Below are 24,461 nucleotides of genomic sequence, written 5' to 3'. Positions count from 1 at the left end.
CCACAAAGAACCCACGCCTCAGTTCCCCGCCTCCCAATGAGGTAGAATTATCTCGTTGCGTGTACTCGCCCGAGCATGCAATCTCCCCGTGCTCAGATGTACGTGGGCCTCTTTTGAGGCAGTTCATCCGGCCTGGGCTCTGCGACGCACGGGCGGGCTCGTGCGCGGGAGCTCTGGCGTGCCTTACTACCTCTCCATGTCGCAGATTTGTTTTGAAGCGAAGTCGTCGCTGTCGGACGTCAGAGGACGATGGTTGTCGGCAAAAAGTTGGTCGCGGAAAGGACACTGGATATGGCTGTTGTAAATGGAACAAGCGGCGCGGATATTCTCGACGGTTTTGGTGACGCCGTTACCGAAGGAGACGACCTCATCCATGGCTATGGTGGTGACGACACAATCTATGGCTTGGGCGGTGACGATACCATCTACGGCGACGAAGGTGCGGACACCCTCTACGGCGGAGCCGGTAGTGATTACCTTTCCGGCGATGAGGATGCCGGTCCGGGCACCGTCACTGATTTCATGGCAGGTGGCGCAGGCACCGACACCTATTTCTCCGATGGGTTCGACAATATCGATGAAGCCGCGCCCGGATTTGGCGGTATCGACACCGTAGTGTCGGAATCTTCCATTTATTTTACTGGCACCCCAACTCGGCCTTTTTCAGTGGTGACATAGAAAACATTGTATTGGTCGGAACTAGCGGGGACCTACGCATACGGAAATGAGCTCAATAACAGGATTACCGGCAACGTCGGAGCCAACAATCTAGCCGGATATGGAGGCAACGATGTCCTGAATGGTCTGGAGGGCGTCGACAATTTGTACGGGATGGACGGCAACGACGTGCTTTACTCGAACACGGCAAATTCAGGAAACGACTACCTCGAAGGCGGCGCGGGAAACGATACATTCTACGTGGATTTGAATGGCGACCGTGTCCGAGATGCCGTTGTCCGCCAACTAGGCGATCTGCGCTAGGGTGCTCTTGTTGTGAGCAATGCGGGTATCGGCGGTGTTTTGGTGGCAATCTTGCAGAATATAGCGCCGCAGCGTGCAATAAGCGGGGTTCGTGGACCAAGAGGTTCGGACTTCTGTGTTGAGGCAACCATGCTGTCGCCCAATTGCCGTTAAACCAGCGGATGAAGCCGCTCAACGGCAGAGCGTCGAGTAACTGCTCCTAGTGCCGCATGTGCCAAGACTGTCCGCCCTTGCTTCGGCGAGGTGAATTGCCGGAAGGGTTTCGCCTCCTCCCAACACGGAGGCCGGGAGGGGAGCCGGTCAAGATCAGGCTTGTTGTGGAAGCCGCCTTGACCGATTTTCAGAGGCCGATGGCGGACGGCTTCGGATCAGATTTTCCGGAATGCCGATTTCGTGGGACCTACGCATCGGTGATCACGCAGTCACCGCCCGGTTGCGGGCGACGCCTTCGTCGTGGGTCCGCTTGCCGCCGGCAGCCATGGCTTCGTTGAGAAGGGCGTCGCGATTGCCGGGCGCGCGCGACCGATCAGCCGACCGCAGCGCCGATTTCAGCTCGTTCATTGTTAATTCCGTGCAATAGGCGGGAGTGCCGGGCTGCTGACGCCAGGAGTCACCAACACGCCCAGAGTCCAGCGCGTCAAAGCCGGTGGCTTCTACGAGTTTTATAGCAGTGGCCTTGGCATTGGGATCGTCACCCGCGACAGGAATGGCGATGCGTCCAGGTGCCCCGTTTGGTCGGCCTCGCTCGGCCAATGTGACCGCCAGAACGGCGTTCCATGCCTTGACGACCGGACGACCGATCTGCTCACTCACCCAAGCGCTTTCGGGCTTTCCCTCATCGACCTCGGCGATCGCGCCGTCGCGGAACGGATAATAGTTGGAGGTGTCGATGACCACAACGTCGGTCGGCACCTCGTTGAAGAGCTTGGCGAGATCAGGATACTTCGCGAACGGGATCGACAGAACGATCGCCTCCACGCCCTGAACGGCTTCCTCCTTCGTAACAGCGGTAGCTCCTACGGTGCGGGCAAGATCGCGAATACTATCTGGCCCCTTCGAATTGGCGAGTTTGACCTCATGGCCGCTGGCGGCAAGCTTTCGCGACAAAGTGGCGCCGATGTTTCCAGCGCCGATGATTCCGATTTTCATGGGATGTCCTTTCGCGAAGGTGGAAGAGTGCCCACCCTCAGTTGCGGGCGGGTCGAGCGATTGCATCAAGCGTGTCGCGGAGTTCAGCCAGTCCGTCGTCGGTGAGCTGGCAGGCCGTCTTGATCTTTTCCGTGATGCCCCAAAGTCCCACGCGTAAGGCCTCTCCGCCTGCCGTAAGATCGATCAGGACACGACGTTCGTCGTCGCGGTCGCGTGTACGGCTCACGAGGCCAGATGCTTGGAGCCGCTTGAGAAGCGGCGTAATCGTTCCCGTATCCATACCGAGCTTCGCGCCCAACTCTCCAACAGCGCGCGGCGTACCTCCAAACAGCTCGAGCATCACGAGATATTGCGGGAAGGTCAGGCCCAGCGGCTCCAGAAAGGGCTTGTGAAGGCGAGCCATCCGATTGGCCGCGCCATAGAGTGCGAATGAAAGCTGTGTCCCGACCGTGCGCCGGGTTTCGATCTCGGACATTTTATTTATCTAGTGCACCTGTTTCTAGCACACTAGATAATTTCTTTGTCGAGCTTTACAAGGAGCTGCTAGGGAGCGTCCTGATCCTGGGATTGGGGGTGACATTCACGCGGCTCCGTTATCTCACCAAAATCGGACACAGAAGGCTGCCTGCCATTCTCACCTGCTCGGTAACGAGATGTGCCACAAAAATCACTCCGGCAGCCCGGCTTCCCTGAGGCCCTCGATATACCGATCGCGGTCGTCCGCTCGACGGAACGGGGGCAGCACGTCGGCGAGGTTCGAAAGCCGGAGGGTGGGATTGAGGTCGCGCAGATGGGCGACCATTTCCTGTGCTTTCTCAAGCCGTCCCGCGAGCGCATGACTGGCCGCGATGACGCGCATCGCGCTCGAGTAGTTAGGCTGGGAGAGCAAGGAAATTCTTGCCCACGAAACCGCGCTGTCGTAACGACCACCGCAGAAGTGCGCCAGCGCAGTGCAAAACTGCCATGCGAACATGCGCGGGTCCAACGGGCTGAGACGCATGGCAAGCGCTGCGTGTTCGACGGCCTCGTCCGGTTCGCCCAGGCAGGCCTTCGCCCAACTGCTATAACCCCAAGCCGCAGCCAAATTCGGGTTGAGAACGAGTGCGCGGTCTATCCAGGCCGCACAGTCCTCAAGCTCGCCGCCAGCGTAACCCAGCACATATCCGCCGTAAGACAGCGCAACCGGGTCATCCCGACCGAACTCGATCGCTTTCCTGGCCAGTCGCATAGCTTCGGCAACCTCTTTTGCGCGATCGACCATCCAGCCGTTGCTCTTTCGGGTGACAAAACATCGCGCCGCTCTGGCATAGGCTATTGCGAACTCTCGGTCATGAGTGACCGCTTGCATAAAAAGCCGCAAAGCTTCGTCTATGGCCGTCCTGCTGGTGGTCGTGCGGTCAAAGACAGCCAGACCGCGGAGATAGTAGTCATAGGCGTCCAGGCTTTCGGTCGGCTTGCTCTTGGCACGCTCGATCTCCGCCTCCTCCACCTTCGGCGTTATGGCGCCAACTATGCTCGATGCGACCTGGTCCTGCAGATCGAATACGTCAGCCAGAGGTCGGTCAAAACGGTCCGCCCATAGATGAGCGCCTGTCGAGGCGTCGATCAATTGTGCACTGATGCGCAGACGCTCGCCAGCTCGGCGCACGCTTCCTTCGACGACGTAGCGCACGTTCAACTCACGCCCAACCTGCTTCGTGTCGACGGCCCGCCCCTTGTAAGTGAAGCTCGAATTTCGGGCGATGACGAACAGGTGGCGGAAGCGAGCGAGTGCGGTGATGATATCTTCCACGATGCCGTCGGCAAAATATTCCTGCTCGGGATCGCCGCTCAAATTCTGAAATGGCAGCACCGCGACCGACGGGCGGTCGTCTTGTTTCATCGGAGCCGGGATTGCCACCTGCTGCGACGTGATCTCGGAGACTGGAGCGATACGATGTTCGATTTCTTCGCGCAATCGCAGGGCCGCGGCTAGGGAGTTGGTCTGTGCTTCCGGTTCCACGCCGAGATGCTTTCTCAAGGCAGCCCGGCACAGCTCGAACTGGCGCAAGGCCAGGTTCTCGTGCCCCTGGCGAGCGTGGATGCGGATCAACGCCCGATGGGCGGCTTCCGCGGCAGGGTCTGAAGCGAGCAGCCTCTGCGCCAGTCTCTCGCAGGCTGCCTCTTCCGCCAAGCCGGGCGCAGCCTGTGCGAGACTGAGTTGCTCTACTAGGTGAAGCGCCTTGCGCTGATAACCGTTTTGATATGGCCCAAACCACTCGTGCAGTCCTTCGGCGATGGCCTCGCCCGCAAGCAATTCACCGTGATAGAGATCCGCAGCGATGGCAAGATCGGCGGCTTGGCCGGTCTCGAGCTTCAGATCGAAGATCGAGATGTCCGTTTCATCTGGATCGAAGATGAGCGAGACGGTCTCCTGATCCCCCTCGATCCGGATGTGGCCACTGCCGTCATTCGGGAAGGACCGCCTGATGTCGACAAGCGCCTGCCGCAGGCTGTTGCGCGCCTGAACATTGGCGCGGCCTGGCCACAACGCTTCGGAAATCTGCTCTCGCCGCAGGCCGCGACGGCCGGCCAGAACCAGGGCTGCCAAAAGCAGCGCAGCCTTGCGCGTGGCAAAGCGCACGGCCTGCCCACCTGGAGATATGACTTCTATGCCGCCGAACAACCGGATGCGTACCATCGTCGCCAGATTTCGACTGGAGCTAGGAAATAGCAAGTCCGTCATTCGATTTAACGCCGATTTAGCGGCAAACCGCCCTCCTTTGCCGTTTTGTTAGCGCACAGCCCAACAGCGGCTAAGCGCCTTGGTGGGAAGTTCTGGAGGTGATCCAGAAGCGGAGACGAACAATGGCTGAGATGATGACGAACCACCTCGAAGATCGCGCGCCGAGAAAGCGCGCTTTGTTGTTGGCAATAACCGTCGTAGCGACGACGATAGCGACTGTCCGAAAGTGGCAGCGCGCTACGGCGACAGCCAGCGCATTGGCCGATTTGACTGCGGACCAGTTACGAGATGTCGGCCTTCCTCAGCCTTCTCGGCCCGAGCTGGCTGTAAAAGCCGGTCTTGTCACCAACCTGATCTCGATGCGGTAGTAGATAGATTCAGACGCCCGGCGCCGAGAGCGCTGGATCTCGAACTTTCACCCGGGGGCAGGTCACTACGATATCCAAGCTGACGGGAAGGCCCTTTTTATGATCTGAGGTGGCCAGTCTGATGTCGAATCCAAGGGTGCCGGGCTGCAATGCGCGCTCGTCGGTCATTCAAGTTGACTCGGGGGCACCTGAAAGCTGCCGCTTCTCAAGATCGCGCATGCGCTTTTGGAGGTGAGCCGAAGGCGGACCGGAAAGCATGACCGAATGCACTCTGCGACGTATAGCCAACCTTGCGTGCGATACTGGCGACAGTCTCATCACCGCGAGTCAGCGCCGCACGGGCAATTGTGAGACGCCACGCCCGCACGTAGGCGAGTGGCGGCTGCCCCACCCGGCGCGTGAATTCCGCAGAAAAGGCAGCCCGCGACATGCCGGCCACACTAGCGAGTTGGGCCACCGTCCACGGCTGCGCGACGTCCCCGTGAATGAGGCGAAGGACCCGACCGAGCCGAGGATCCGACAGAGCGCCAAGCCATCCGATCTCGACCTGCTGGATATTGCCCGCATAGGCGCGGATCGCTTCCACCAGCAACACATCAGCGAGCCGGGCATTGACGATTTCGCTGCCGATGACATCACGCTCGACCTCGTCATTCATCAGCCCAAGGATCGTCGTCATCGCTCCGGATGTGGGCGAAGATCGGGGAACGAAGAGGAAATCCGGCAGCATGTCGAGCAGGAAGTCCACATTTCCAGGGTCGAACGTGACGGTTCCCCCGATCGCAATCGTCTCGTCGCCCCCCAGACGCGCAACATCGCCGCCGGCGCCGTAGAAGGTTTGGCCGTCGAGGGGCGGTACCTCCGGATCGCTGGCTATCGCATATGCGGTGCGCCCCAACAGGCAGACATCTCCTGCGCTCATAAGTTGCGGCACTCGCGCCGGTAGCATTATCCAGCTGGTTCCCCGCAGCAGCGCGACAAACTTGAGCCGGTCAAGCGCCGGAAATGCAAGAGCCCATCGTCCTGCAGCCTCCAGCTGGGTGCGGCGGGTCACGGTCGCGCCAAGAACGTTGAGGACATCCGATAGGGGGTCAGTCACAGCTTTGGACGATCACGATAAACCCATGGACATCCTAGCATAGATCATCTTGATCCCAGTGCCTATCTTCTTCGATGACATCAATGAAGGAGACTAGCTATGGGTATCGAAGGCAAAATTGTCGCCATCACGGGCGCAAGCAGCGGGATTGGCCGCGCGACGGCGAAACTGCTCGCAGAACGAGGGGCTTTTGTCGTGCTAGGCGCGCGCCGTGAGGAGGCGCTCGCAGCGATCGTGGACGAGATTACCGATGCAGGTGGCAAGGCCGTGTACAAGGTGACCGACGTGCGCCAGCGGAGCGATCTTGAAGCGCTTGTGACATTGGCAATTGAGCATGGTGGCAGGCTCGACGTCATTGTGAACAATGCCGGGATTGGGCCCATATCCCGTTTCGATGCGCTCCGCGTCGAGGACTGGGACGCCATGATCGACGTCAATCTGCGTGGCACGCTCTACGGCATCGCTGCGGCATTGCCCGTCTTCCAGCGTCAACGGACGGGCCACGTCATCAACATCGTCTCGACCGCGGGCATCAAAATCCTGCCCACCATGGGTGTGTATGCCGCGACCAAGAACGCAGTGCGGACAATTAGCGAAGCCTTGAGGCAGGAAGCAGGGCCGCATCTGAGGGTCACCGAGATTTCGCCAGGAATGATCTCGACCGATTTTACAAGCTCGATAACCGATCCCGCCGTGAAGTCGGCAATTGGAGAACGCGCTTCCAATATTGCCATCCCACCGGCTTCGATCGCTCGGGGCATAGCCTATGCGATCGAGCAGCCGGCCGATGTGGACGTCGGCAGTATTGTGATACGACCGACAGCCCAGGATTGAGCGTCTGGTTTCGGGTGACTCTTCGAACCCTCTAGTCGTCGGCGGAGTGGCAGCTATCTGGTGAGCCCCACCTCCCTAGCGGACTGACAGCTCCCGGCCCCGACCCCGGAGTTAGAGAAATGGCCGCTTTCTCCGATGTCGATCCTAGAGCGGTCTGCCCGGAATCCACCAATCGCTGCCATTCGGACAACGCCTATGTGGCGTCAGGCAAACCATATGGTGCAAACGTGAAGGTCATCAGGGGCAGGGACTAGCTGGCAAAACGAGCGAAGCCAAGCCCTTGGCTGTCTCGACGTGCTTTGACCAAAAGAACAAAATAGGAACAAATGCCTTGCATCGGCACGCGGATTCATGAGAGAAAATCGCTTCATCAAGGAATTCTCACATGACCGCACCGAAGTCGGCGACGGACGGCGAAGCTATGTCCGAATTGGAGAGAGCCGCCGATCAAGCCATAGATGCGTGCGGTGGCGATGCGCGGGCCGCTGTCACTGCGCTCCTCATCGCAAATGACTTTCTGGAACGACAGCTCGCACTCACGCGCATTGCCGTTTCATCCGGTTTCTCCCGCGGCTGGCATCACAGGAAAGAGCATGAACAGCAAACGCAGCAGCTTCACCCCGAGCGCCAGCGTGATCGACCGTGAATACACGCATCAGGTGGCCCTTCCCGATGATATCTGCACGCAAGACAATTTCACCATTATCCTCGAGTTCTTCCTCGCGCGCGGTTGGCGATACTTCACGCGCAACGTTCAGGCCATTTGGCCAAACGGGAAGTATCAGAGCATGCGGCTGTACTGTTTCGCCGACCGCGCCTCAGCAGAAGCATTTCAGGCTCATTTCGGGGGAGAATTCTTCGATCCTGCTCATGATCGTGACGACGGTCGCATTCGTGGTGCATGGCGACGAGATGGGGTATGGACGCGTCTTCTGGAAAGCGGCCCGCTGAAAGTACCGAAGATATTGAGGGATTGATCCGTGTGCGGGCGCTGCACGCGACACCTACCGGGTCAGAAAGCGTAGCACGCGGACGGCTCGGCTGATTGGAAGCGAGCAGTGTTTCGCCTTTCAAGGAGCGAACGGGTCGATCTCATGGACGATTGCGTCTTCGTCGCCATCATATTCGCTCGCGGGCATGACGGAGTGGCTGCCGTCGCCGGCGCGAAAGATGACTATCGCGGCCATAAGCGTGCCGGCGAGGCTGAAGGCGAAGGCTTGTGCGTCGTTGAGGGACATCGTTCCGGCTCCTGTTTGAGCGGGGACATCCCCCGCTGACAGGCGCCCGAAGTGTCAGGCTGACGGCCGCAATCACCGCGCAGGCGCGAGCTGGAGCGGCGGCACGCTATGCGTAGCCGACCCCTGGCGGGTTGATGGCGCCAGGCATTAGTCTGACCGAGATATGCGCATGAGAAGTGGCGGGTTGTAGATCGCGACAGAAGGCGCAATGTCGCTCCCGGCCTGGCCTTGAGATACCCGCAGTCGAGACGTTCTCAGCTTTCGGCTGCACCGGCTTCTAAGGTGCTGGTGGCGGACACACGTTCCATCTGTCGCCCCCCTCGCGAGCCTTCAGGAGCGAAATCGGCGGACGTTCGTCCAGCGATTGGGGCTGCGGTGGTACTACTGGAAACGTCTATTACTGCGCAAAAGCCGGGTCGCACGCACACTTGCACAGGCGTTCCATGCAATCGTCCACTTTTTTCTCCGGTCTGCAGGAGCATCTTCCCGGTCACTCCCTCGGTCAAATCGCTTTTGTCTGCATTGCAGCGCTCATCGGGGGAATGGCACGCGGTTTCTCCGGGTTCGGCGGAGCCTTGATTTTCGTACCTCTGGCCGGCGCGGCCATGGGGCCGAAGATCGCGTCAGCCCTGCTCCTTGTCATTGACGGGATCATGACGCTGGGCATGGTGCCGAATGGCTGGAAACGAAGCAATCGACGCGATGTCTTCACAATGCTCACAGGCGCATTGGTTGGCGTGCTAACAGGCACCGCCCTGCTGACACTGCTGCCTTCGGTGACGCTGCGCTGGATCATCTCGGTCGTGGTCATCGGGCTCCTCGCCTTCCTAATTTCAGGGTGGCGCTACCATGGCCGGCCAAAGACCCACCTCACCGTGGCCGTGGGCGCCGTGGCGGGCCTCTCTGGCGGAGCAGCGCAGATGTCGGGACCACCGGTCGTGGCCTATTGGCTAGGCGGCGCTATCCCTCCGCTCGCGGTGAGAGCCAATCTCGTCTTGTATTTCGCGCTCTCGACGGTGATCTCGACGACGTTTTATCTGATAGGCGGGCTTCTGACCGTGGAGGTGCTGCTGATCGCGCTGCTCGCCTGTCCCTGTTACGGAGTGGGATTGCTCGTCGGCTCCAGGTGCTTCGGGTTTGCAAGTGAAGCGACATTCCGCAGGATCTGCTTCTTGCTGATAGCATTGGCTGCGCTGGCCGGCCTGCCGCTGTTTGACCAACTGCGTCCGTAGTGTTCCGACAGGCGACGTCGGCCGCCGAAAAGGGTCGCTGCTTACAGGACAGCGAGCCTCATACATATCAGAACCGCCATACTGGAATTCCGAGTTTGCGAGCCTTGTCGGCCAGATTGTCCTGGATGCCGCTGCCGGGGAAGACGACTGAACCGATCGGCATCACTGCGAGCATCTGATCATTGCGCTTGAAGGGCGCAGCCTTGGCATGTCTGGTCCAGTCTGCTGGCAATCGTGAAAACGCACTTCCGGGCATGTGTCCAGGATGGAGAGACATCACGATCCCCGGCAGGATCGTTTCAGGTCGATTTGGTTCACTGCCGGAACGACGTCAGCCTCGAGGAGCAATTACAAGACGCTCGGGCATGAAGTTGGTGACCAATAGCAGCACCTTCCCTCCCGCAAGCACCTTCTCAAGCGCCCGGTAGGCACCCAGCGTCCGTTCAAATGCCGACGGTAGTGGCTGGTGATCGGCATCAGGTCGAGCCGACGGATACCGACCCTCGAACACTTTTTAACTCCGTGCAGGGTTTCGGCGTACCCGTAGTCGCTGATCCAGATCATTGTCTCGATAAACTATTCGCGTTCTGTGATTGGTCTCCCGGCTGTCATGCGTGGCTTTCCCACGCTGCAAAGGCTAAGGTCGGCCCCGGCTCCCCGGGTGTTGGGATTGCCGCTATCCAGACGGTGGCCGAGGGCTCGCATACCAACACGTTCGACAAGTTGCGGGCGAACAGGAAGAGGCATGACCATCCAAACCCGCTCGGGCACGACGTGCCGGAGCCGGGGCGAGGCGTGCCGGGGATTCTACACGTTGGGGACGCCATGGTTCACGTTGATTGATGCGCAAGGGCACATCGGGGACCTCCCTCTGGATGGGGAGCGCTTGTCGCCGGATTGTTCACTGCGGACGGCGATCTGGCGGAGTGGCTTGATAGCGATGCGATCCAGAACCAGCGAGTAATAACGGCATGAATGCTTTCTCGGACATAATTCCCGACTTGACCTTCGCGGGCGCCTCCGGAGCGGATTGGCTAGGCATAGGCTTGATCGCGATTTTGAGCTTCGCATTGGGCTTCGCTCTAAACCGCGGGTCGATCTGCACGGTGATAGCCACAGCCGACCTGGTGGCGCGCAAACGACCGGCAAGATCGATCGCGTTGCTGGAATCTGCTCTTTGGGCGAGCTTGGTCTATGCACTACTCAATATCTCGCCGTTTATGTCGGAGGGATGGCGCCCGGTTGGATATCTGGCCGCGGGAACGGTGTTGTTTGCGCTCGGAAGCTACGTAAATGGCGCTTGCGTGTTCGGTTCGGTAGGCCATTTCGGTAACGGCGAAATAGAATTCGCCTTGGTTTTCGTCGGCATCTTCATCGTGACCTACATCGAGCCACTCACCAAGTTGCTCCCAGTTCAGCCTCCCCTGAGCATGTCGCTGCCGGGCGGCATACTTCCCTTGGTCGGCATCCTGGCCTTTCTCGCGCTCGCGCGATATGCCGTCTCGCGAGGCAGGGAGAAGAACTTTTGGCTTCTCAGTGTTACAATGGCTGCGGTCGGTCTCACCTTTGTGCTACTTGCGATATTCACGCCCCTCTTCTCGATAACCGCATCGATCGAGACCATCGTCTCGGTCCCGGTAGCGGGCGCAGTAACCATCGCCGGCATGGCTTTGGGCAGCATCACATCAGCGGCTCTGCGAGAACACCGCGTCCTGATCAAGTGGCCCACGTGGCAGGGCGTCATGAGGCATCTCGCGGGAGGGATGCTAATGGGCTTGGGCGCCATACTTATTCCTGGCGGAAACGATACCCTCCTCCTTGTCGGTTTACCCGGGGCTGCCTGGCAGGCCTTTGTCTCGTACGCACTGCTGGTTGCCGTGCTTGCAGCTCTCATTGCGGTGTTTGGGACACGAGCACGTGCCTGGACTTGAAGGGCTAGTATCGCGGCCCGCCAACTAAAGCAGGCAAGACGAGTTACGGCGGGAGACGCCAATCTCGGTACCCTACGGCTCACGGCCCTTGATTATGAAGCCGCGATATCTCGCGCCCCGGAATCGATGTGCGGCGGCCGCCTGATATTCGGCACTTCCATACCAGGCGCGAGCTGTGTCCATGTCGGGAAACTCCAAGATTACGGCCCCCTGAATCGGCGACCCTTCCAGCGTCTCAAGCGCTCCGTAGGTTGCAAGGAACTTCAGATCACGTCCCTCGAAGCTGCTTCCAACCTTCTGAGAGTAGGCGTCGAGTTCTGACTGGTCCGTGACTTCCTCTTTTAAGAAGACGACGTAGGCTGACATCGCATTTCCTTTTCTGAGGACGTGATCAGAGGGCTGACAATAGCTCCTCAGCCCCGACCTTAACTGGGCTCTTTGATGACGGATGGACGGTCCGGCTTTCGGACCGCCTTCTTTCGATCAGGCGAAGTCTTCGAGCACGACCTTGCCGATGGTCGATCCACTCTCGAGTTGAGCGTGCGCTTTCTTCAGGTTCTCCGCATTGATCGCGCCGAGCCACTGTGATGCCGTCGAGCGGATGCGCCCGTTGTCGACCGCGATGGCGACCTCGTTGAGGATCTTCCCCTGCTCTTCCATATCAGGCGTCCCGTAGATGGAGCGCGTGAACATCAGTTCGTGGTGCATCGAGACCGCCTTGCGCTTGAATTTCATGACTTCTAAGCCCGACGGATCGTCGATAAAGCAGAAGCGACCCTGCGGCGCGATCAGTTCGGCGATGTCGTCGACATGCTTCGCAGTCTGAGTCGTCGAGAACACGAAGGCGGGAGCGCCGATCCCAAGTGCGGCGATCTCAACGGCAAGCGGCTTTGAATGATCGACGACATGATGCGCGCCGAGCGACTTCACGAATTCCTGGGTCTCAGGACGCGAAGCCGTGGCGATGACCGTCAGGTCGGTGAACTGACGGGCGATCTGGATGGCAATGGAACCGACTCCACCGGCACCGCCGATGATCAAAATGGCGGGAGCGGCACCGGGTACGGTCCTCTTTACGTCGAGACGGTCGAAAAAAGCTTCCCATGCCGTTAGCGTCGTCAGGGGAAGTGCAGCGGCGTCGGCCCATCCGAGCTTAGAAGGCTTCCTGCCAACGATACGCTCATCGACAAGATGGAATTCGGCATTCGCGCCTGGCCGGGTAATGGAACCTGCATACCAGACTTCATCGCCGGGCTTGAAGCTCGTGACCTCCGACCCGACTGCGCTGACGACGCCCGCGGCATCCCAGCCGATAACTTTCCATTCGACGCCATCAGCAGGCGGCGTGCTGCTGCGGACCTTATAGTCGACCGGGTTGACCGAGACCGCTTTTACTTCGACGAGAATGTCGCGTCCCTCTGGTGTCGGCTTCGGCAGTTCGATGTCGATCAGCGATTCTGGAGCCGAGATCGGCGATGGGGTCTTGTATCCGATGGCTTTCATGGATGTCTCCAGTTCTTGTTTTCAGATGTCACTTGGCGAAATTGCGGAGGGCTTCTTCGCCCGCCTCCTGGTCTTGTCTCCAACTTCCTCCGGAGATGCCAATCCCGCCGATGATCGCGCCGTCTTCCGTGATCGGAAAACCGCCAGCCGCCGCCATGACGCGGGGAACGTGTCTGAGGTTTGAAGCGCCGCGGTCTTCCAGGAGGTCGACCCATTCGGCGGTCGACAGGCCGAAAGAAGCCGCGGTGTACGCCTTATCGATGGCGATATTGACGGCGAGATACGAACTGCGGTCGCTCCGTTCGAACGCTTTGAGGTTGCCTGAGGCATCAACGACTGCGACGACAGGCTCGAAGCCGACGCGCTCAGATGCGGCTATCGCCAGTGCGATGAGGCGCGCCGCGGCCTCTTTGGTGATGGAGCGAGAAGTGAAACTGTTTACAGACATGGGATTGGTCCTGTTTTGCGCTGTTACGTTGCTTTGGGTCATGTACCGGCGGCAGAAGGGACCTGCTCGGACCGGGCCGGTAGTGGTTCTGGTAACGCCCCTCCGACGGCCTGAACTTCTATGGGGAGAGCCAGCGTATGCACCGCCTTACCGACCCGTCGGCGAAGCGGACTATCGCCAGTTCGGCCTCATTCCGCTGGTTGTCTTCGAAGATGTGGATCGCGCTTTGGTATTTGCTGCGAGGTGAGCAGGCCCTGGTGGCGGAATGCGTTCTGAGATGCACCCCGGACATCGTTGCCAACGGAAAGGCGACGATCACCCCCTCTGACCAGGTATCCGCCGGCGCATACTGGTTTTCGTCATCTCCTCCAACTTCCTCAATTCCGGCTTACCGGTAGCTAGCACCGTTTTCCGCCGCCGGATGGCGAACTGGAGAAGATGAATTAGTCGCCATCCGGAGTCCAATGACCAGCGACTATAGTTTCGATACCTTTGAGCGAGATGCACCGCGGCAGGGCCGGCCTCGCAGGCGGAGCGTTTAACCGAGGCCTCCTCTTGCCACTCAGGAGTCCGGTCGGAAATCCAGCACAAATGCCACGACCTTGTCGGCGGACATCTCACACGGCTTGAGCGATATTTTGCCTGATGTAACGCGGTACACGTTGAAGCTGACAATGTCGGTCCCGGCCAACTCCCTGGCAAACAGGCTGTTGCGACGTCCGTCCTCGGATCGCCGGACGATCAAGCCGAAACGCCTGCCTTCGTAAACGCCTTCGCTGTATCCCTCCGCAAGCTTGTCGAAAGCTGCGTCGAACTCGGCATGCTCCATCTCATTCCACCAGTATTGATCCAGAAGACACGCAGCGGGTTTGCCACGGAACAGAAACGCATTCGGCATAGGAAAGGCCTTCGCCGAAGCTCGGAAATCGCAAAGAAGCTTGCGGCGCTAGCCACCGTAGCGCTCGGTTTTGATAATGGAGGGTTCTAGACCGGCCAGCAGCGCGCCATCGGTCGCGATGTTGACGAAACCGTTGGACCCGCAAACGAATACGTGCGTGGGCCTTCGGGGAAGCCGCGCTAGAATTTCCTGGACCATGACGCCGTCGATCCGTCGTGCGAAGTCCGATGCGCGGATCGGCTTCTCGCGCGTAATCGCCAGCGCCAAGACGAACGCCGGATCGCTGATTTCGATGGAATGAAGCTCTTCTGAAAAGAGAACGTCCTCAGCGGTTCGTGCGGACAGGAGCAGCTCTGTCGGCACGGCCTGGGCCAGTGCGCGGCGCTGCCGGATCATTGCCATCAATGGCACGAGGCCGGAGCCCGCCCCGATCAACAGCACCGGGTCTATGGCAGGTTCAGGCCATAGGAAATGGCCGCCGAGCGGACCACGAAGCTCGATTTCGTCGCCGATAGCCGCGACATCGTGAAAGAACGGCGAAACTTCGCCATCCGGCAGGCGCTCGATAGCGAGCTCGACGGTCGGGGACGAGATTGCCGAAGATGCGATCGAGTAACTGCGCATAGCACTGTAGCCATCAGGCGCGGTCAGCCGGACATCGACGTGCTGCCCTGCGATGTGCGCGAACGGTTTGCTCAACCGAAGGAAGAAGCTCTTGATACTCGGGGTTTGCTGGACGATTTCGTCGATCACGCATGACTGCCACGCGATTTGCGCGCCGGTTTCAGTCATTGGTGTATCGTTGCTCGCGCCACGGATCGCCGTAGATGTGATAGCCGTGAAGCTCCCAGAAGCCGGCCTCGTCACGCGTGGTGAATTGCAGCGCATTCACCCATTTGGCAGACTTCCAAAAGTAAAGGTGCGGAACCAGGAGGCGCGCCGGACCTCCATGATCGCGCGGCAGCGGCTTGCCCGCATAGTTGAGGGCGACCATCGCTTTCCCCGAGAGCAGATCCGCAAGCGGGACGTTTGTCGAATAATTGTCGTAGCAGTGCGCCAAGACGAAATCGGTGGGCCGATCGAGCCCTGCGTCTGCAAGGATGTCTTCGACGAGCACGCCCTCCCAAGCGGTATCCAGCTTGGACCAGGACGTCACGCAGTGAATGTCTCGGGTCACCTTGGTCTTCGGTAGGGCGTTGAACTCGTCCCAATTCCACACTTTGACGGGCTTCGGCCCGATTTTGACAGTAAATTTCCAATCGGAGGGCTCCACGCTCGGCGTTGGCCCGGCCGTCAGAACAGGAAAATTCTCCACGAGATGCTGACCCGGCGGAATCCGATCGGACTGGTCGCCGCCCGAGCCGCGGCCGGTAAATCCTCTGGTGACCATAGCGACCCCTTGCTTGTGACGACAGACCGGAACCGGCGTCATTTCAGAATCTCGTGCAAGATCTTTACACGCGCAACCGCCGAACGGACCGATCGACTGAAACCTAAAACACCGGATGCTCTATCAGAATAGCGATGATCTCGCTGGTCGTGATGATTGCATGTGGACTATAGCGCCAGGTCATTCGGATTTCCCAATACCCTCTCGCTATATTTTCTATAGCTTAGCAACAGCGCGACTGGGGCATCCCCGTCGTCCGCGCAAATCAAAGGACAGCACATGGCGCGGGCCGCGCTTCACTCCCATTTTTAGCTGCTTTGCCACCGAGCTACGTAGGCGCGGCCCCGTGACGGGACGATCGGAAGGTATCGAAACTATGTTGCGCCGCTATTGGAAATGCTACGCGCATACCGTCATAGTCTGGCACTCGAAACCGTTGAATCCTGAGTATAATTCGGAATGGGTGTCAATCTGATCGATCAGGCCTTCGGGATGCAGGGACGAACAAGATCGGAAGTTCACGTGGCGTCGCGACGCGCGGTCATTCACCGAGCTTCTGCATCGGAATTGGAGGATCAGATGAGCGTGGCCGAACGACAAGCGCCTGAACTGCGGGTGCAGAAATGGATTGGCGAGGATGGAGGACGCGTCGTCGCGCCGCTCAAGCTGTCGGATTTCGGGACCGGCGCGAAAATCTTGTTCGCCTTCCAGCATTGGTGCCGCGGCTGCCATTTGCATGGGTTTCCGACGCTGCGAAGGTTGCATGGTGCCTTGGGCCCCCAGGGCGTGGGTTTCGCAGTGATCCAGACCGTCTTCGAAGGAGCGCATGAGAACACCTTCGAGAAGCTGCGTGTGAACCAGCTCAAGTATGAGCTTCCTGTCGCTTTCGGCCATGACGAGCCACCGGCCGGCGCGACGCTTCCCACCTTCATGGAGGACTACCGCACCCGCGGAACGCCCTGGTTCACGGTTATCGACGCTGGCGGCCGCATCGTTTTCTCGGACTTCCATCTCGACGAGGACCAACTCGTGAAGGAACTGGAGCTAGCGTAACCAATGCGGCGCTGGCTCATCCTGATCACCACCCATCTCCTTATGCTCGCCATGGGCTTTGCGGGAGGCATCTATACGCTGCCGATCCTCATAGCGGATCGAGCGCCGGACGCAGCAGCGCTTCAGAATATCGCGACTGAAACGCTCTACCCAGGGCGCCTCGTGCGCAATCTCAAAGGCAGCGACCTGCTTCACTGGGGCGAAGGCGAAGTTCGGGTCTCGCACATTGGGCGTCTCGCCCCTGGTCCAGACTACAAGCTCGACCTTGCTCCACGTTTCGTCGACACGAAGCAGGCATTTCTCCTGATCAAGGACGAATCGCTCCGCGTGGGCGACGTGAAGAGTTTCAACGTCTTCATCGTGGAGGTGCCTGCCGGCATCGATGTTGGCGAGTACCACGCGGTCGTCATCTGGTGCGAAGCATTCAAACAGTTCATCAGTGCTGCTGAGTATCACTCACCTTCTCGCCAAGGCTGAAATGCGCCAAGCGATTGAATCGATAAAAGCGGCCTGTACCCGCGGCCTGGTTCTCGCCCCCGTGGCCGCGCTGCTCTTGAGCGTCGCCCTTCTATTGTTGGGCAACGGTTTGCTCGGCACGCTCTTGATCGTCCGAGCAGGCCAAGAAGATTTCTCAAGCGGCGCCATCGGCGCGATGATGTCGTTCTACTTCACCGGCTTCACGATCGGCGCACTCGTACTGCCACGCATCATTGTCTCCGTTGGCCATGTCAGAACCTTCGCCGGCTTTGCGGCTATCGCTTCGATGACCGCCCTTCTCCATGTGACGTTCGTGGAGCCGATCGCCTGGCTGGCGCTTCGCCTAATCACCGGCTTCGCCTACGCGGGCATGATCCTCGCAACGGAGAGCTGGCTCAACGCCCATGCATTGCCATCCACGCGCGGGCAGCTCCTGTCGATCTTCGGAGTCGTCTCGATGGGCTCATGGGCAATCGGGCAAGCGTTACTCAACATCGCGCCGCCCGCCGACGTGACATTGTTCCTCATCGTGTCGCTGTTGATATCGGCGGCGGTGGTTCCGATAACCTTGCTGCCCAGTCATCCGCCGGCCCAGGTGGCACAGGAACGGGTCGCGTTCAGGGACCTCGTCCTCGCATCCCCACTGGCTGCGGCTGGCGCGTTCCTGGCCGGCCTGGCTATCGGCGGTTTCTGGGGCATGGGCCCGAACTTCGCCCAGAAGATCGGACTCGATGTGGGTGCAATATCCGCCTTTATGGCTGCGGTTCTTGGTGGGACACTCGCATTGCGATGGCCACTCGGTTGGCTTTCGGATCGAGTGTCCCGAAATCTTGTCATCGCTGGTGCGACACTGGCGTCCGCAGCGGCTGCCATCGGCGTAGCGTTGGCGGTGGAAGCACCTCTGCCCCTGCTCCTTGCGGCGGGCGCGCTCTTCGGTGGCTTTGGCATCCCGATCTATTCGTTGTGCCTCGCCGTCGCGAACGACGATCTTCCGGCCGGTCGGCTCCTGGGTACTGCGCGCGGGCTTCTGCTGCTCAACGGAATCGGGACAGCCGCTGGCCCCCTTATAGGGGGAGCTGCGATGAATATCGTCGGCCCAGGCGGCTTATTCCTTTATGCGGCTGCGTTGCTAATTATCCTGGCGGTGCTGGCCATCGCGCGCAGGCAGCCAAGGCGCCCAATCCAAGCCAAGGCCGCCCGTTCTCCGAGCACGCCGATGATCACGGGATCTCTCGATACGATGATATGCATGGAAGAGAGGTCGCAGGGCGTTCGGCACTAGCGCGGCGTCTGCGGTGGGGCGCCCTATTCCACGTCTTCGACGGTGAGGTCCCGCCCGTTGAACTGTACAATCTTCCCTGACGGCACCTTCGATCGCTTCGAAGACCGGCGCCATCGTGGAAATGCCCACGGGCTCACACCCCTTTCATGCCGGGTCCGTTGATGTCCGTACAAGCAAGCGGCACGGCACCTGCACGAACCGAGGCGGGGTCAGGCTATGATAGCTGTTACTCTAATTTCGATACGCATGGCCGGAATCCCCAGCGCTTCGATTCCCAATTGCGTCCAGATTGGAGCGCGGTCGGGCATGTAGTAGCGGTACAGCTTGGCCATCGTTTCGTTGATCACTGGAGGGAATCCACCGACGTGATAAGAATTGACGTGGACGACATGCTGCCAGCGTGCCCCGGCTGTCGCGAGTGTCCGTTCCACGTTCTTGAACGCCTGCGCGATCTCTTCCTCTATCGACTCCGGAATTACAAGATCGTCGTTCCATCCACCTTGTCCAGAGATCTCCACGCGGTCACCAATGCGCATTGCCTGAGAATAATGAAGCGCGTCATGCAGGCGCGTCCCGTATCCAGGGGTGATGAAGAACGAAGGTGTTGTCATGAGTTTTCCTTTGATGAGACAGGTCTATGCGGCAAGTGATCGTATGCATGCAGGAAGAGATGCAGGGCGCTCGGCACTAGCGCCCCGGCTGCGGTGGAGGGCTCTATTCCACGTCTTCCACAGTGAGGTCCCGGCCGTTGAACTGCACGATCTCGCCTGCTCGGGCACCTTCGATCGCTTCGAAGATTGGCGCCATCCTGGAGATGCCCATGAGCTCACGCCCCTGGCAGGTGAACTTGCTCGTTGACACTGCGATCACGAAGTAGCGGCCGGACAGCTTGACGACAGCGCCTTCATTGACTGCCGACTTGGGGCCGAAATCGATCGTCCTGAGCTTTTCGAGTTTATCGGCATAGTCATCGAGAGTGTCATCAAGCGCTTCGGCGAAGTCGCTCGCGACCTCGGCCTGAGCCAGTTCGTCGTTCTCGATCGGTTCGCTCCGGTCAACGCGAGCGGTGGAGACGTAATCCAGATAATTGTCGCGAGCGCTATGCAAGGCTGCGGTCTCCAGCGAAAGCATAGTTTCTCGGATGTGGTCTTTGTTCCAATCCATAATCACCTCCTTGTGTTTCGATAATTCAAATGTCCAGTAGGCTGGTCTGTGACCGCCTCGGGCGGGGACCTCATATGCTCGCCGACCCCGCTATTCATCGCTGATGACATCTTCTCCCTGGTAGGGGATTCTAATCAGCCTGGAATCTCGGATGATGCTCGTGACGAGCCAGACATACGACTGCTCGGCGGTATCGAAGCCGAGGATGCTGAAGTCTCCGCCGAAAGGGCATCGAGGGAAATCTGGAAAGCCCTCCCGCAGAACGTAGCGTTCGGGATCGCGGTCAAACTCATTCTTGTAGACTTTGCGCAGTCCGTGCTTGCTCGGCACATCCTGGCCGCCTGCCGGCACTGTTTCCCGATGCGCTACAAGCCGTTCGGAAAGGTCACTGTGACACATTTCGTCGAACACGTCGAATGCGTCGATCAAGAGGCCCTTGTTCCCGGTCGCTGGATCGGTGATCGCGTAGATGTTGGAGGCGTCTTCGGCATCATTCCCGCTTTCGAGGCGCAATGCCGCGTCGACGCGGATGGTGCACGGATCAATGGTCGATCCGAGCTCGAGATCGAAGAGATTGCCGTCTTTGACGCGATACTCGCGGTCGTAGCCCTTGGCGACGAACGACTGCACTGCTTCTAGAACGTCGGTCACCTGGGAGGTCATAGAAGCACCTTCATCTCGAGTTGGATAGGACGCGCTCCCGGCCAAGGCGCGCCGTGACCCGTCAGATGACGGGGAAGAACCCGAAGCGCGGTATTCATAGCCACTTGGCCTTCTTGAAGCGCACGAACAGGAGAAGGCAGAACACTGCGATCAGCCCGAGCACGACAAAGTATCCATAGGTCGTGTCCAGTTCCGGCATGTTCTTGAAATTCATGCCGTATATTCCAGCGATCGCCGTGGGGACCGCCAGTATTGCCGCCCAAGCCGCGAGCTGGCGAGTGACCACACCGATCCTTTGCGCTTCCAGAAGGCTGCTGGCCTCGAAGACCGTAGACAGAACCTGAAGGAGTCCGTCGACCATGGACTGCACGCGGTGGACATGGTCCGCGACGTCGCTGAAATATGGTGCCACTTCGGCACTGATGCAGGGAAAGTGGCCGCGAACGAGCTTTCGCACCAGCTCGCCCATAGCCCCGAGCGTGCGCTGGAAGCGCGTGAGTTCGGACCTTAGTCCGAAGATGTGCACGACCTCCTCTCGCCCGAGGAAGTCGTCCAGCGACCGTCTCTCCATCGCTAGGACGTCATCCTCGATCATTTCAAAGATGGGCAGATACTGGTCGACGATGCGGTGCAGGATCGCGTGCAGCACATAGTCGACACCCTTTCCAAAGAGAGCCGGCGATCCCTCGAGTTGCTCTCGAAGGTTGCCTAGCGCTCCAGCGCTGCCGTGCCGTACGCTTATGAGGTGGTTGTGACCGGTGAAGATTGCTATCTTGCCATAGCTGATCCGGTCCTCGACCAGTTCGGCGGTCTGCGCGACGATGTATAGCTCATCGTTGTAGACTTCGAGCTTGGGCGGGCACAGCGGGTGCATCGCGTTATCGATCGCCAACGGATGGAGATTATACGTCGCCTGGATGGCGTGAAGTTCGTCGTCGGTGGGCTCGCTAAGCGCGATCCAGCAGAAGCCCGAGCGATCCTCGTTTAGCTCGACGTGCTCATCGAGCGCGATTTTGCGGACTCGCTTGCCTTCGTTGTAATAATAGGCGGCGATGACGCTCATGCCGGCCTCGCAGGAATGTGCAGGCCACGCTGCACTGCTGGTCGATCTAGCCCGTGTCCGAGCCATGCCTGGATGTTCGAATAGTCGCTGAGGCCAAGGATGTCGCCAGCAGCGTACGATTCAACCAGCGCATTTACCCAGCCGAGGGTCGCGATGTCCGCGATCGAATAATCGTCGACGATCCAGTCGCGGCCTTCCAGCCGGCGATCCAGCACGCCCAAGAGGCGCTTGGCTTCGTCGGCGAAGCGCTGCCGAGGCCGCTTGTCCTCATAGTCCTTACCGCGCCAACGCAGGAAAAAGCCGAGCTGACCGAAGATCGGCCCGATGGCCGACATCTGGAAGAATACCCAGGCCAGGGTTTCGTAACATTGGGCGGTTGCATTGGGAATGAGCTGGGCCGTCTTGTCGGCCAGATAGAGCAGGATCGCACCGGATTCCCATACGGCAATGGGCCTGCCGTCAGGGCCCGCCGGGTCCTTCGACTCGTTGTTCGCAATGTCGATCAAGTGGGGCTCGTATGCCAGGGCAGTCTCCTCCAGCATGATCGAGACCTTGACGCCATTGGGCGTGGGAGCTGCGTAATGTTGCAGGCGATCGGGATGAGAGGCCGGCCAGCGCTGCGTGATTGGAAAGGACGAGAGGTCTGGCATATTTCGGCAATCCTGGTGCTGCGGAGGCGGACGGGAATGACCCACCTCATCAAGGCAGGGTTCGATGACCGCGCGGTTGGACGACGCGGTCATCGAAGATTGCGAACCGGACGGGCGCAGCGGCAACGGCAGTGGCGCCTATTCCGCTGCAGTCCCGGCTGCGAGCTGGGCATCGCCAGCGTTTTGGCGTTTCGGAAGCACCCAGCCGGCACGGGGGAAGTGGCAGGTATAGCCGCCTGGCCGCTTCTCCAGATAATCCTGGTGCTCCGGTTCGGCCTCCCAGAAATCGCTGACCGGCTCGACCTCGGTGACAACTTTGCCATCCCACAACCCGGAGGCATCCAAATCGGCGATCGTCTCTTCGGCGACGCGCTTCTGTTCCTCGTCGACGTAATAGATGCCCGACCGGTAGGAGAGCCCACGATCATTGCCCTGGCGGTTCTTCGTCGTCGGATCGTGGATCTGGAAGAAGTATTCCAGAATGTTCCGGTAGCTCGTCACCGCAGGGTCGAAGACGATCTCGATCCCCTCGGCATGCGTACCGTGATTGCGATAAGTGGCGTTCGGAAGATCGCCGCCGGTGTAACCCACACGGGTCGAGATGATGCCGGGCTGCTTGCGGATCAGGTCCTGCATGCCCCAGAAACATCCGCCCGCGAGAACAGCGCGCTGATGCATGTTAAGCCTCCTCTACCTGATTGAGATATTCGCCGTATCCCTCACTCTCCATCTCGTCGCGCGGGATGAAGCGAAGGGACGCTGAGTTGATGCAGTAGCGCAGACCGCCGCGGTCGGAAGGCCCATCCGGGAACACGTGGCCGAGATGGCTGTCGGCGTGTACCGACCTGACCTCCGTCCGGACCATGCCGTGTGCGCTGTCCCGCACCTCGTTCACGTTTGCCGGAACGATCGGCTTGGTGAAGCTGGGCCAGCCAGTACCCGAATCGAACTTGTCCGTTGAAGCGAACAGCGGCTCTCCCGACACGATGTCGACGTAGATGCCCGCCTCCTTGTTGTCATTATACTCTCCCGTGAAGGGCCTTTCGGTGCCCGACTCCTGGGTGATCCGGCGCTGCTCGGCGGTGAGGCGAGCAACTGCTGTCTGTGACTTTTCAAATTTCATAATGGTCTCCAATACTTAGTGAAAAGGCCAGGTGCACTACGTTCAAACCAAAGTAATTATCCTCGCTCTGACTATCGCAGTGCCCCCCAGATTTATCCAATACGCTGTACGTATAGTTTCGATAGCGTGGGCGTTTTGGCCCCGGGGCTCATTTCCATTCGTGCAGCGCTGCGAGCTCAGCGATCTTGCGGATTTCAACCGGCGCCATGGAACCGGACACCGTCGCCATCACTACCTCGCGTTCCAACATGAACCCTTCGATCGGCCGAGTAACGAGGCCGTGAGCAGCGCCAGATCGTTCCGGAAGGATGCATATGGCACGTCCTTCGGCGACAAGGCGTTGAATCCAGTCCTCTCGGTCGGAGCGAAAGCGGGGTCGCATGAGCACTTCTCGTCGCGCAAAGTGATCATAGATCTGCGCGCGGAATTCGCATTTCAGGCGATCGACAAAAGGAAACTCGAGCAGGTCTTCGCCGCGTACGATCTCGCTCTCGGCGAGGGGGTGGTTTGCTGCACAGCCGAGCAAGAAGCGCTCCCGAAAGAGCGGACGCACATCGAGCTTCCGATCCGGCTTCGTCTCACGCGGAAGGATGCAAGCGTGATACTTACCGGACAGCACCTCCGAGGTGTCCTCGATCGACTGGAGCGAGTGCAGCCTGATTTCTATTGAGGGCACTTTCTCTAAAGCGCTCTCGAAGAACTCCGTAAACGCCTCAGGCCCGACGGTGGGCGCGACCGCGACATCCAGGACGCGATGCCTCCCCATTGCCCAGTTTCCCGAGTGGAGCCGCACGCTATTCACGGCGACCAACATGCGCCGGAAATCCACCTCGACATCTTGGCCGAGCCCGGTCAAACGGCTGTTCTTCCCGTCGCGGTAGATTAGCGGCCCGCCGAGCTCATCTTCCAAGCGGCGGATCGCGCGGGTCAGACTTGGCTGTGACACACCACTCAAGCGAGCAGCCGCTGTGAAATTCAGCGTCTCGGCCAAGTTGACGAAATAGCTCACTTGATTGAGTTCCATAGTCCTTCGGCCCATGCGCCTGACTGATGCTCTTCCGTGAGACCGCCTTCGGAAGGCAGGCCGCAGAAGTATGAGCGGCGCATATAATCATCCTCCAGGGGCTTGTCTATATGCGTCACGCATATAAATGATATCTGAGATGACGATTACAGGTTGGCGGTGCACT

31 protein-coding genes are annotated in these 24,461 nt (G+C 59.5%); 11 read left to right on the top strand and 20 right to left on the bottom strand.

Annotated features, from left to right (window positions below; all coding sequences use genetic code 11):
• Positions 1–249 precede the first annotated feature (249 nt).
• Positions 250–678, top strand: coding sequence for a calcium-binding protein (locus G6N74_RS27010; RefSeq protein ID WP_165121083.1), 429 nt, complete (start codon positions 250–252; stop codon positions 676–678).
• Between the two features lie 6 nt (positions 679–684).
• The gene (locus tag G6N74_RS27005) at positions 685–981 is read left to right on the top strand and encodes a calcium-binding protein (RefSeq protein WP_165121082.1); all 297 of its coding nucleotides are present in this window, start codon (positions 685–687) and stop codon (positions 979–981) included.
• 414 nt (positions 982–1,395) lie between these two features.
• Here the strand turns inward: G6N74_RS27005 and G6N74_RS27000 are convergent, their stop codons facing one another.
• From G6N74_RS27000 to G6N74_RS26990, 3 genes are all read right to left on the bottom strand, one after another.
• Complete coding sequence (locus G6N74_RS27000) at positions 1,396–2,130, bottom strand: NADPH-dependent F420 reductase (RefSeq protein ID WP_165121081.1); 735 nt, start codon at positions 2,128–2,130, stop codon at positions 1,396–1,398.
• Between the two features lie 37 nt (positions 2,131–2,167).
• Entirely contained in the window at positions 2,168–2,605 is a 438-nt protein-coding gene (locus tag G6N74_RS26995) for a MarR family winged helix-turn-helix transcriptional regulator (RefSeq protein WP_165121080.1), read from the bottom strand.
• 192 nt (positions 2,606–2,797) lie between these two features.
• On the bottom strand, positions 2,798–4,855 hold the full coding sequence (locus G6N74_RS26990) for a BTAD domain-containing putative transcriptional regulator (protein WP_312857927.1): 2,058 nt from the start codon (positions 4,853–4,855) through the stop codon (positions 2,798–2,800).
• 122 nt (positions 4,856–4,977) lie between these two features.
• Between G6N74_RS26990 and G6N74_RS26985 the strand changes: the two genes are divergently transcribed.
• The gene (locus tag G6N74_RS26985) at positions 4,978–5,223 is read left to right on the top strand and encodes a YjiS-like domain-containing protein (RefSeq protein WP_246245982.1); all 246 of its coding nucleotides are present in this window, start codon (positions 4,978–4,980) and stop codon (positions 5,221–5,223) included.
• A 205-nt stretch (positions 5,224–5,428) separates the two neighbouring features.
• Here the strand turns inward: G6N74_RS26985 and G6N74_RS31430 are convergent, their stop codons facing one another.
• Positions 5,429–6,322: an AraC family transcriptional regulator gene (locus G6N74_RS31430; protein WP_312857926.1), complete on the bottom strand. Its 894-nt coding sequence runs from the start codon at positions 6,320–6,322 to the stop codon at positions 5,429–5,431.
• A 99-nt stretch (positions 6,323–6,421) separates the two neighbouring features.
• Between G6N74_RS31430 and G6N74_RS26975 the strand changes: the two genes are divergently transcribed.
• From G6N74_RS26975 to G6N74_RS26965, 3 genes are all read left to right on the top strand, one after another.
• The gene (locus tag G6N74_RS26975) at positions 6,422–7,156 is read left to right on the top strand and encodes an SDR family oxidoreductase (RefSeq protein WP_165121079.1); all 735 of its coding nucleotides are present in this window, start codon (positions 6,422–6,424) and stop codon (positions 7,154–7,156) included.
• 385 nt (positions 7,157–7,541) lie between these two features.
• Positions 7,542–7,802 carry a hypothetical protein gene (locus G6N74_RS26970; protein WP_165121078.1) on the top strand — a complete coding sequence of 87 codons (261 nt, stop codon included), beginning with the start codon at positions 7,542–7,544 and terminating at the stop codon, positions 7,800–7,802.
• Positions 7,750–8,133, top strand: coding sequence for a hypothetical protein (locus G6N74_RS26965; RefSeq protein ID WP_165121077.1), 384 nt, complete (start codon positions 7,750–7,752; stop codon positions 8,131–8,133). Before G6N74_RS26970 ends, G6N74_RS26965 begins: the two co-directional genes overlap by 53 nt.
• A 93-nt stretch (positions 8,134–8,226) precedes the next feature.
• Here the strand turns inward: G6N74_RS26965 and G6N74_RS26960 are convergent, their stop codons facing one another.
• Positions 8,227–8,394, bottom strand: a complete 168-nt coding sequence (locus tag G6N74_RS26960; RefSeq protein ID WP_165121076.1) for a hypothetical protein — start codon at positions 8,392–8,394, stop codon at positions 8,227–8,229.
• Between the two features lie 443 nt (positions 8,395–8,837).
• Between G6N74_RS26960 and G6N74_RS26955 the strand changes: the two genes are divergently transcribed.
• Positions 8,838–9,626 (top strand): sulfite exporter TauE/SafE family protein, encoded by a 789-nt coding sequence (locus G6N74_RS26955; RefSeq protein WP_165121075.1) that lies wholly within the window; start codon positions 8,838–8,840, stop codon positions 9,624–9,626.
• A 67-nt stretch (positions 9,627–9,693) separates the two neighbouring features.
• On the opposite strand, the gene G6N74_RS26950 is transcribed toward G6N74_RS26955, so the two are convergent.
• Positions 9,694–9,858: a hypothetical protein gene (locus tag G6N74_RS26950; RefSeq protein WP_165121034.1), complete on the bottom strand. Its 165-nt coding sequence runs from the start codon at positions 9,856–9,858 to the stop codon at positions 9,694–9,696.
• 739 nt (positions 9,859–10,597) lie between these two features.
• On the opposite strand from G6N74_RS26950, the gene G6N74_RS26945 reads away from it, so the two are divergent.
• The gene (locus G6N74_RS26945; RefSeq protein ID WP_165121074.1) at positions 10,598–11,557 is read left to right on the top strand and encodes a YeeE/YedE thiosulfate transporter family protein; all 960 of its coding nucleotides are present in this window, start codon (positions 10,598–10,600) and stop codon (positions 11,555–11,557) included.
• A 72-nt stretch (positions 11,558–11,629) separates the two neighbouring features.
• Here the strand turns inward: G6N74_RS26945 and G6N74_RS26940 are convergent, their stop codons facing one another.
• From G6N74_RS26940 to G6N74_RS26915, 6 genes are all read right to left on the bottom strand, one after another.
• Entirely contained in the window at positions 11,630–11,923 is a 294-nt protein-coding gene (locus tag G6N74_RS26940; RefSeq protein WP_165121073.1) for a DUF1330 domain-containing protein, read from the bottom strand.
• A gap of 117 nt (positions 11,924–12,040) precedes the next feature.
• Positions 12,041–13,060, bottom strand: coding sequence for a zinc-binding alcohol dehydrogenase family protein (locus tag G6N74_RS26935; protein ID WP_165121072.1), 1,020 nt, complete (start codon positions 13,058–13,060; stop codon positions 12,041–12,043).
• A gap of 28 nt (positions 13,061–13,088) precedes the next feature.
• Positions 13,089–13,550, bottom strand: a complete 462-nt coding sequence (locus G6N74_RS26930; protein WP_246245980.1) for a GlcG/HbpS family heme-binding protein — start codon at positions 13,548–13,550, stop codon at positions 13,089–13,091.
• 520 nt (positions 13,551–14,070) lie between these two features.
• Complete coding sequence (locus G6N74_RS26925) at positions 14,071–14,406, bottom strand: hypothetical protein (RefSeq protein ID WP_446685595.1); 336 nt, start codon at positions 14,404–14,406, stop codon at positions 14,071–14,073.
• A 48-nt stretch (positions 14,407–14,454) separates the two neighbouring features.
• Complete coding sequence (locus tag G6N74_RS26920) at positions 14,455–15,198, bottom strand: ferredoxin reductase (protein WP_165121071.1); 744 nt, start codon at positions 15,196–15,198, stop codon at positions 14,455–14,457.
• The gene (locus tag G6N74_RS26915) at positions 15,191–15,796 is read right to left on the bottom strand and encodes a sulfite oxidase-like oxidoreductase (protein WP_165121108.1); all 606 of its coding nucleotides are present in this window, start codon (positions 15,794–15,796) and stop codon (positions 15,191–15,193) included. Before G6N74_RS26915 ends, G6N74_RS26920 begins: the two co-directional genes overlap by 8 nt.
• A 579-nt stretch (positions 15,797–16,375) precedes the next feature.
• Here G6N74_RS26915 and G6N74_RS30975 point away from each other — a divergent pair.
• From G6N74_RS30975 to G6N74_RS26900, 3 genes are read left to right on the top strand one after another with little or no spacing between them, the layout of a single operon-like run.
• Positions 16,376–16,849: a peroxiredoxin family protein gene (locus tag G6N74_RS30975; protein ID WP_165121070.1), complete on the top strand. Its 474-nt coding sequence runs from the start codon at positions 16,376–16,378 to the stop codon at positions 16,847–16,849.
• 3 nt (positions 16,850–16,852) lie between these two features.
• Positions 16,853–17,326 (top strand): DM13 domain-containing protein, encoded by a 474-nt coding sequence (locus G6N74_RS26905; RefSeq protein ID WP_165121069.1) that lies wholly within the window; start codon positions 16,853–16,855, stop codon positions 17,324–17,326.
• A complete protein-coding gene (locus G6N74_RS26900) occupies positions 17,289–18,608 on the top strand; it encodes an MFS transporter (protein WP_312857925.1) in 1,320 nt (439 codons plus the stop codon). The genes G6N74_RS26905 and G6N74_RS26900 overlap by 38 nt, the downstream gene beginning before the upstream one ends.
• 209 nt (positions 18,609–18,817) lie before the next feature.
• On the opposite strand, the gene G6N74_RS26895 is transcribed toward G6N74_RS26900, so the two are convergent.
• The 8 genes from G6N74_RS26895 to G6N74_RS26860 form a co-directional block, all read right to left on the bottom strand.
• Positions 18,818–19,219 carry a RidA family protein gene (locus G6N74_RS26895; RefSeq protein ID WP_165121068.1) on the bottom strand — a complete coding sequence of 134 codons (402 nt, stop codon included), beginning with the start codon at positions 19,217–19,219 and terminating at the stop codon, positions 18,818–18,820.
• A 103-nt stretch (positions 19,220–19,322) separates the two neighbouring features.
• Positions 19,323–19,772 carry a hypothetical protein gene (locus G6N74_RS26890; RefSeq protein WP_165121067.1) on the bottom strand — a complete coding sequence of 150 codons (450 nt, stop codon included), beginning with the start codon at positions 19,770–19,772 and terminating at the stop codon, positions 19,323–19,325.
• 90 nt (positions 19,773–19,862) lie between these two features.
• Positions 19,863–20,402 carry a hypothetical protein gene (locus tag G6N74_RS26885; RefSeq protein WP_312857924.1) on the bottom strand — a complete coding sequence of 180 codons (540 nt, stop codon included), beginning with the start codon at positions 20,400–20,402 and terminating at the stop codon, positions 19,863–19,865.
• Between the two features lie 127 nt (positions 20,403–20,529).
• On the bottom strand, positions 20,530–21,498 hold the full coding sequence (locus G6N74_RS26880; RefSeq protein WP_165121066.1) for a magnesium and cobalt transport protein CorA: 969 nt from the start codon (positions 21,496–21,498) through the stop codon (positions 20,530–20,532).
• Entirely contained in the window at positions 21,495–22,148 is a 654-nt protein-coding gene (locus G6N74_RS26875) for a glutathione binding-like protein (RefSeq protein WP_165121105.1), read from the bottom strand. The genes G6N74_RS26880 and G6N74_RS26875 overlap by 4 nt, the downstream gene beginning before the upstream one ends.
• A 138-nt stretch (positions 22,149–22,286) precedes the next feature.
• Complete coding sequence (gene msrA / locus G6N74_RS26870; RefSeq protein WP_165121065.1) at positions 22,287–22,826, bottom strand: peptide-methionine (S)-S-oxide reductase MsrA; 540 nt, start codon at positions 22,824–22,826, stop codon at positions 22,287–22,289.
• A 1-nt stretch (position 22,827) separates the two neighbouring features.
• Positions 22,828–23,271, bottom strand: a complete 444-nt coding sequence (gene msrB, locus G6N74_RS26865) for a peptide-methionine (R)-S-oxide reductase MsrB (RefSeq protein ID WP_165121064.1) — start codon at positions 23,269–23,271, stop codon at positions 22,828–22,830.
• A gap of 148 nt (positions 23,272–23,419) precedes the next feature.
• Positions 23,420–24,295, bottom strand: coding sequence for a LysR family transcriptional regulator (locus G6N74_RS26860; protein ID WP_165121063.1), 876 nt, complete (start codon positions 24,293–24,295; stop codon positions 23,420–23,422).
• Between the last annotated feature and the right edge of the window lie 166 nt (positions 24,296–24,461).

This window comes from Mesorhizobium zhangyense (assembly GCF_011045115.1).
In the GTDB taxonomy this organism is placed as follows: Bacteria; Pseudomonadota; Alphaproteobacteria; order Rhizobiales; family Rhizobiaceae; genus Mesorhizobium_M; species Mesorhizobium_M zhangyense.
The sequence above is the reverse complement of the archived record's forward strand: the minus strand, read 5'-3'. Positions and strand labels throughout refer to the sequence as shown.

Excerpts from the sequence above, each read along its gene's own strand:
- G6N74_RS26940 (WP_165121073.1), bottom strand. The coding sequence starts at position 11,923 with ATGTCAGCCTACGTCGTCTTCTTAAAAGAGGAAGTCACGGACCAGTCA.
- G6N74_RS26895 (WP_165121068.1), bottom strand. The coding sequence starts at position 19,219 with ATGACAACACCTTCGTTCTTCATCACCCCTGGATACGGGACGCGCCTG.
- G6N74_RS26905 (WP_165121069.1), top strand. The coding sequence starts at position 16,853 with ATGCGGCGCTGGCTCATCCTGATCACCACCCATCTCCTTATGCTCGCC.
- G6N74_RS26955 (WP_165121075.1), top strand. The coding sequence starts at position 8,838 with ATGCAATCGTCCACTTTTTTCTCCGGTCTGCAGGAGCATCTTCCCGGT.
- G6N74_RS26920 (WP_165121071.1), bottom strand. The coding sequence starts at position 15,198 with ATGACTGAAACCGGCGCGCAAATCGCGTGGCAGTCATGCGTGATCGAC.
- msrA (WP_165121065.1), bottom strand. The coding sequence starts at position 22,826 with ATGCATCAGCGCGCTGTTCTCGCGGGCGGATGTTTCTGGGGCATGCAG.
- G6N74_RS30975 (WP_165121070.1), top strand. The coding sequence starts at position 16,376 with ATGAGCGTGGCCGAACGACAAGCGCCTGAACTGCGGGTGCAGAAATGG.
- G6N74_RS26860 (WP_165121063.1), bottom strand. The coding sequence starts at position 24,295 with ATGGAACTCAATCAAGTGAGCTATTTCGTCAACTTGGCCGAGACGCTG.
- G6N74_RS26985 (WP_246245982.1), top strand. The coding sequence starts at position 4,978 with ATGGCTGAGATGATGACGAACCACCTCGAAGATCGCGCGCCGAGAAAG.
- G6N74_RS26925 (WP_446685595.1), bottom strand. The coding sequence starts at position 14,406 with ATGCCGAATGCGTTTCTGTTCCGTGGCAAACCCGCTGCGTGTCTTCTG.
- G6N74_RS26935 (WP_165121072.1), bottom strand. The coding sequence starts at position 13,060 with ATGAAAGCCATCGGATACAAGACCCCATCGCCGATCTCGGCTCCAGAA.
- G6N74_RS26975 (WP_165121079.1), top strand. The coding sequence starts at position 6,422 with ATGGGTATCGAAGGCAAAATTGTCGCCATCACGGGCGCAAGCAGCGGG.
- G6N74_RS26915 (WP_165121108.1), bottom strand. The coding sequence starts at position 15,796 with ATGGTCACCAGAGGATTTACCGGCCGCGGCTCGGGCGGCGACCAGTCC.
- G6N74_RS26890 (WP_165121067.1), bottom strand. The coding sequence starts at position 19,772 with ATGGATTGGAACAAAGACCACATCCGAGAAACTATGCTTTCGCTGGAG.
- G6N74_RS26970 (WP_165121078.1), top strand. The coding sequence starts at position 7,542 with ATGACCGCACCGAAGTCGGCGACGGACGGCGAAGCTATGTCCGAATTG.
- G6N74_RS26930 (WP_246245980.1), bottom strand. The coding sequence starts at position 13,550 with ATGACCCAAAGCAACGTAACAGCGCAAAACAGGACCAATCCCATGTCT.
- G6N74_RS26995 (WP_165121080.1), bottom strand. The coding sequence starts at position 2,605 with ATGTCCGAGATCGAAACCCGGCGCACGGTCGGGACACAGCTTTCATTC.
- G6N74_RS27010 (WP_165121083.1), top strand. The coding sequence starts at position 250 with ATGGTTGTCGGCAAAAAGTTGGTCGCGGAAAGGACACTGGATATGGCT.
- G6N74_RS26875 (WP_165121105.1), bottom strand. The coding sequence starts at position 22,148 with ATGCCAGACCTCTCGTCCTTTCCAATCACGCAGCGCTGGCCGGCCTCT.
- G6N74_RS26965 (WP_165121077.1), top strand. The coding sequence starts at position 7,750 with ATGAACAGCAAACGCAGCAGCTTCACCCCGAGCGCCAGCGTGATCGAC.
- G6N74_RS26990 (WP_312857927.1), bottom strand. The coding sequence starts at position 4,855 with ATGACGGACTTGCTATTTCCTAGCTCCAGTCGAAATCTGGCGACGATG.
- msrB (WP_165121064.1), bottom strand. The coding sequence starts at position 23,271 with ATGAAATTTGAAAAGTCACAGACAGCAGTTGCTCGCCTCACCGCCGAG.
- G6N74_RS26960 (WP_165121076.1), bottom strand. The coding sequence starts at position 8,394 with ATGTCCCTCAACGACGCACAAGCCTTCGCCTTCAGCCTCGCCGGCACG.
- G6N74_RS26880 (WP_165121066.1), bottom strand. The coding sequence starts at position 21,498 with ATGAGCGTCATCGCCGCCTATTATTACAACGAAGGCAAGCGAGTCCGC.
- G6N74_RS26945 (WP_165121074.1), top strand. The coding sequence starts at position 10,598 with ATGAATGCTTTCTCGGACATAATTCCCGACTTGACCTTCGCGGGCGCC.
- G6N74_RS27000 (WP_165121081.1), bottom strand. The coding sequence starts at position 2,130 with ATGAAAATCGGAATCATCGGCGCTGGAAACATCGGCGCCACTTTGTCG.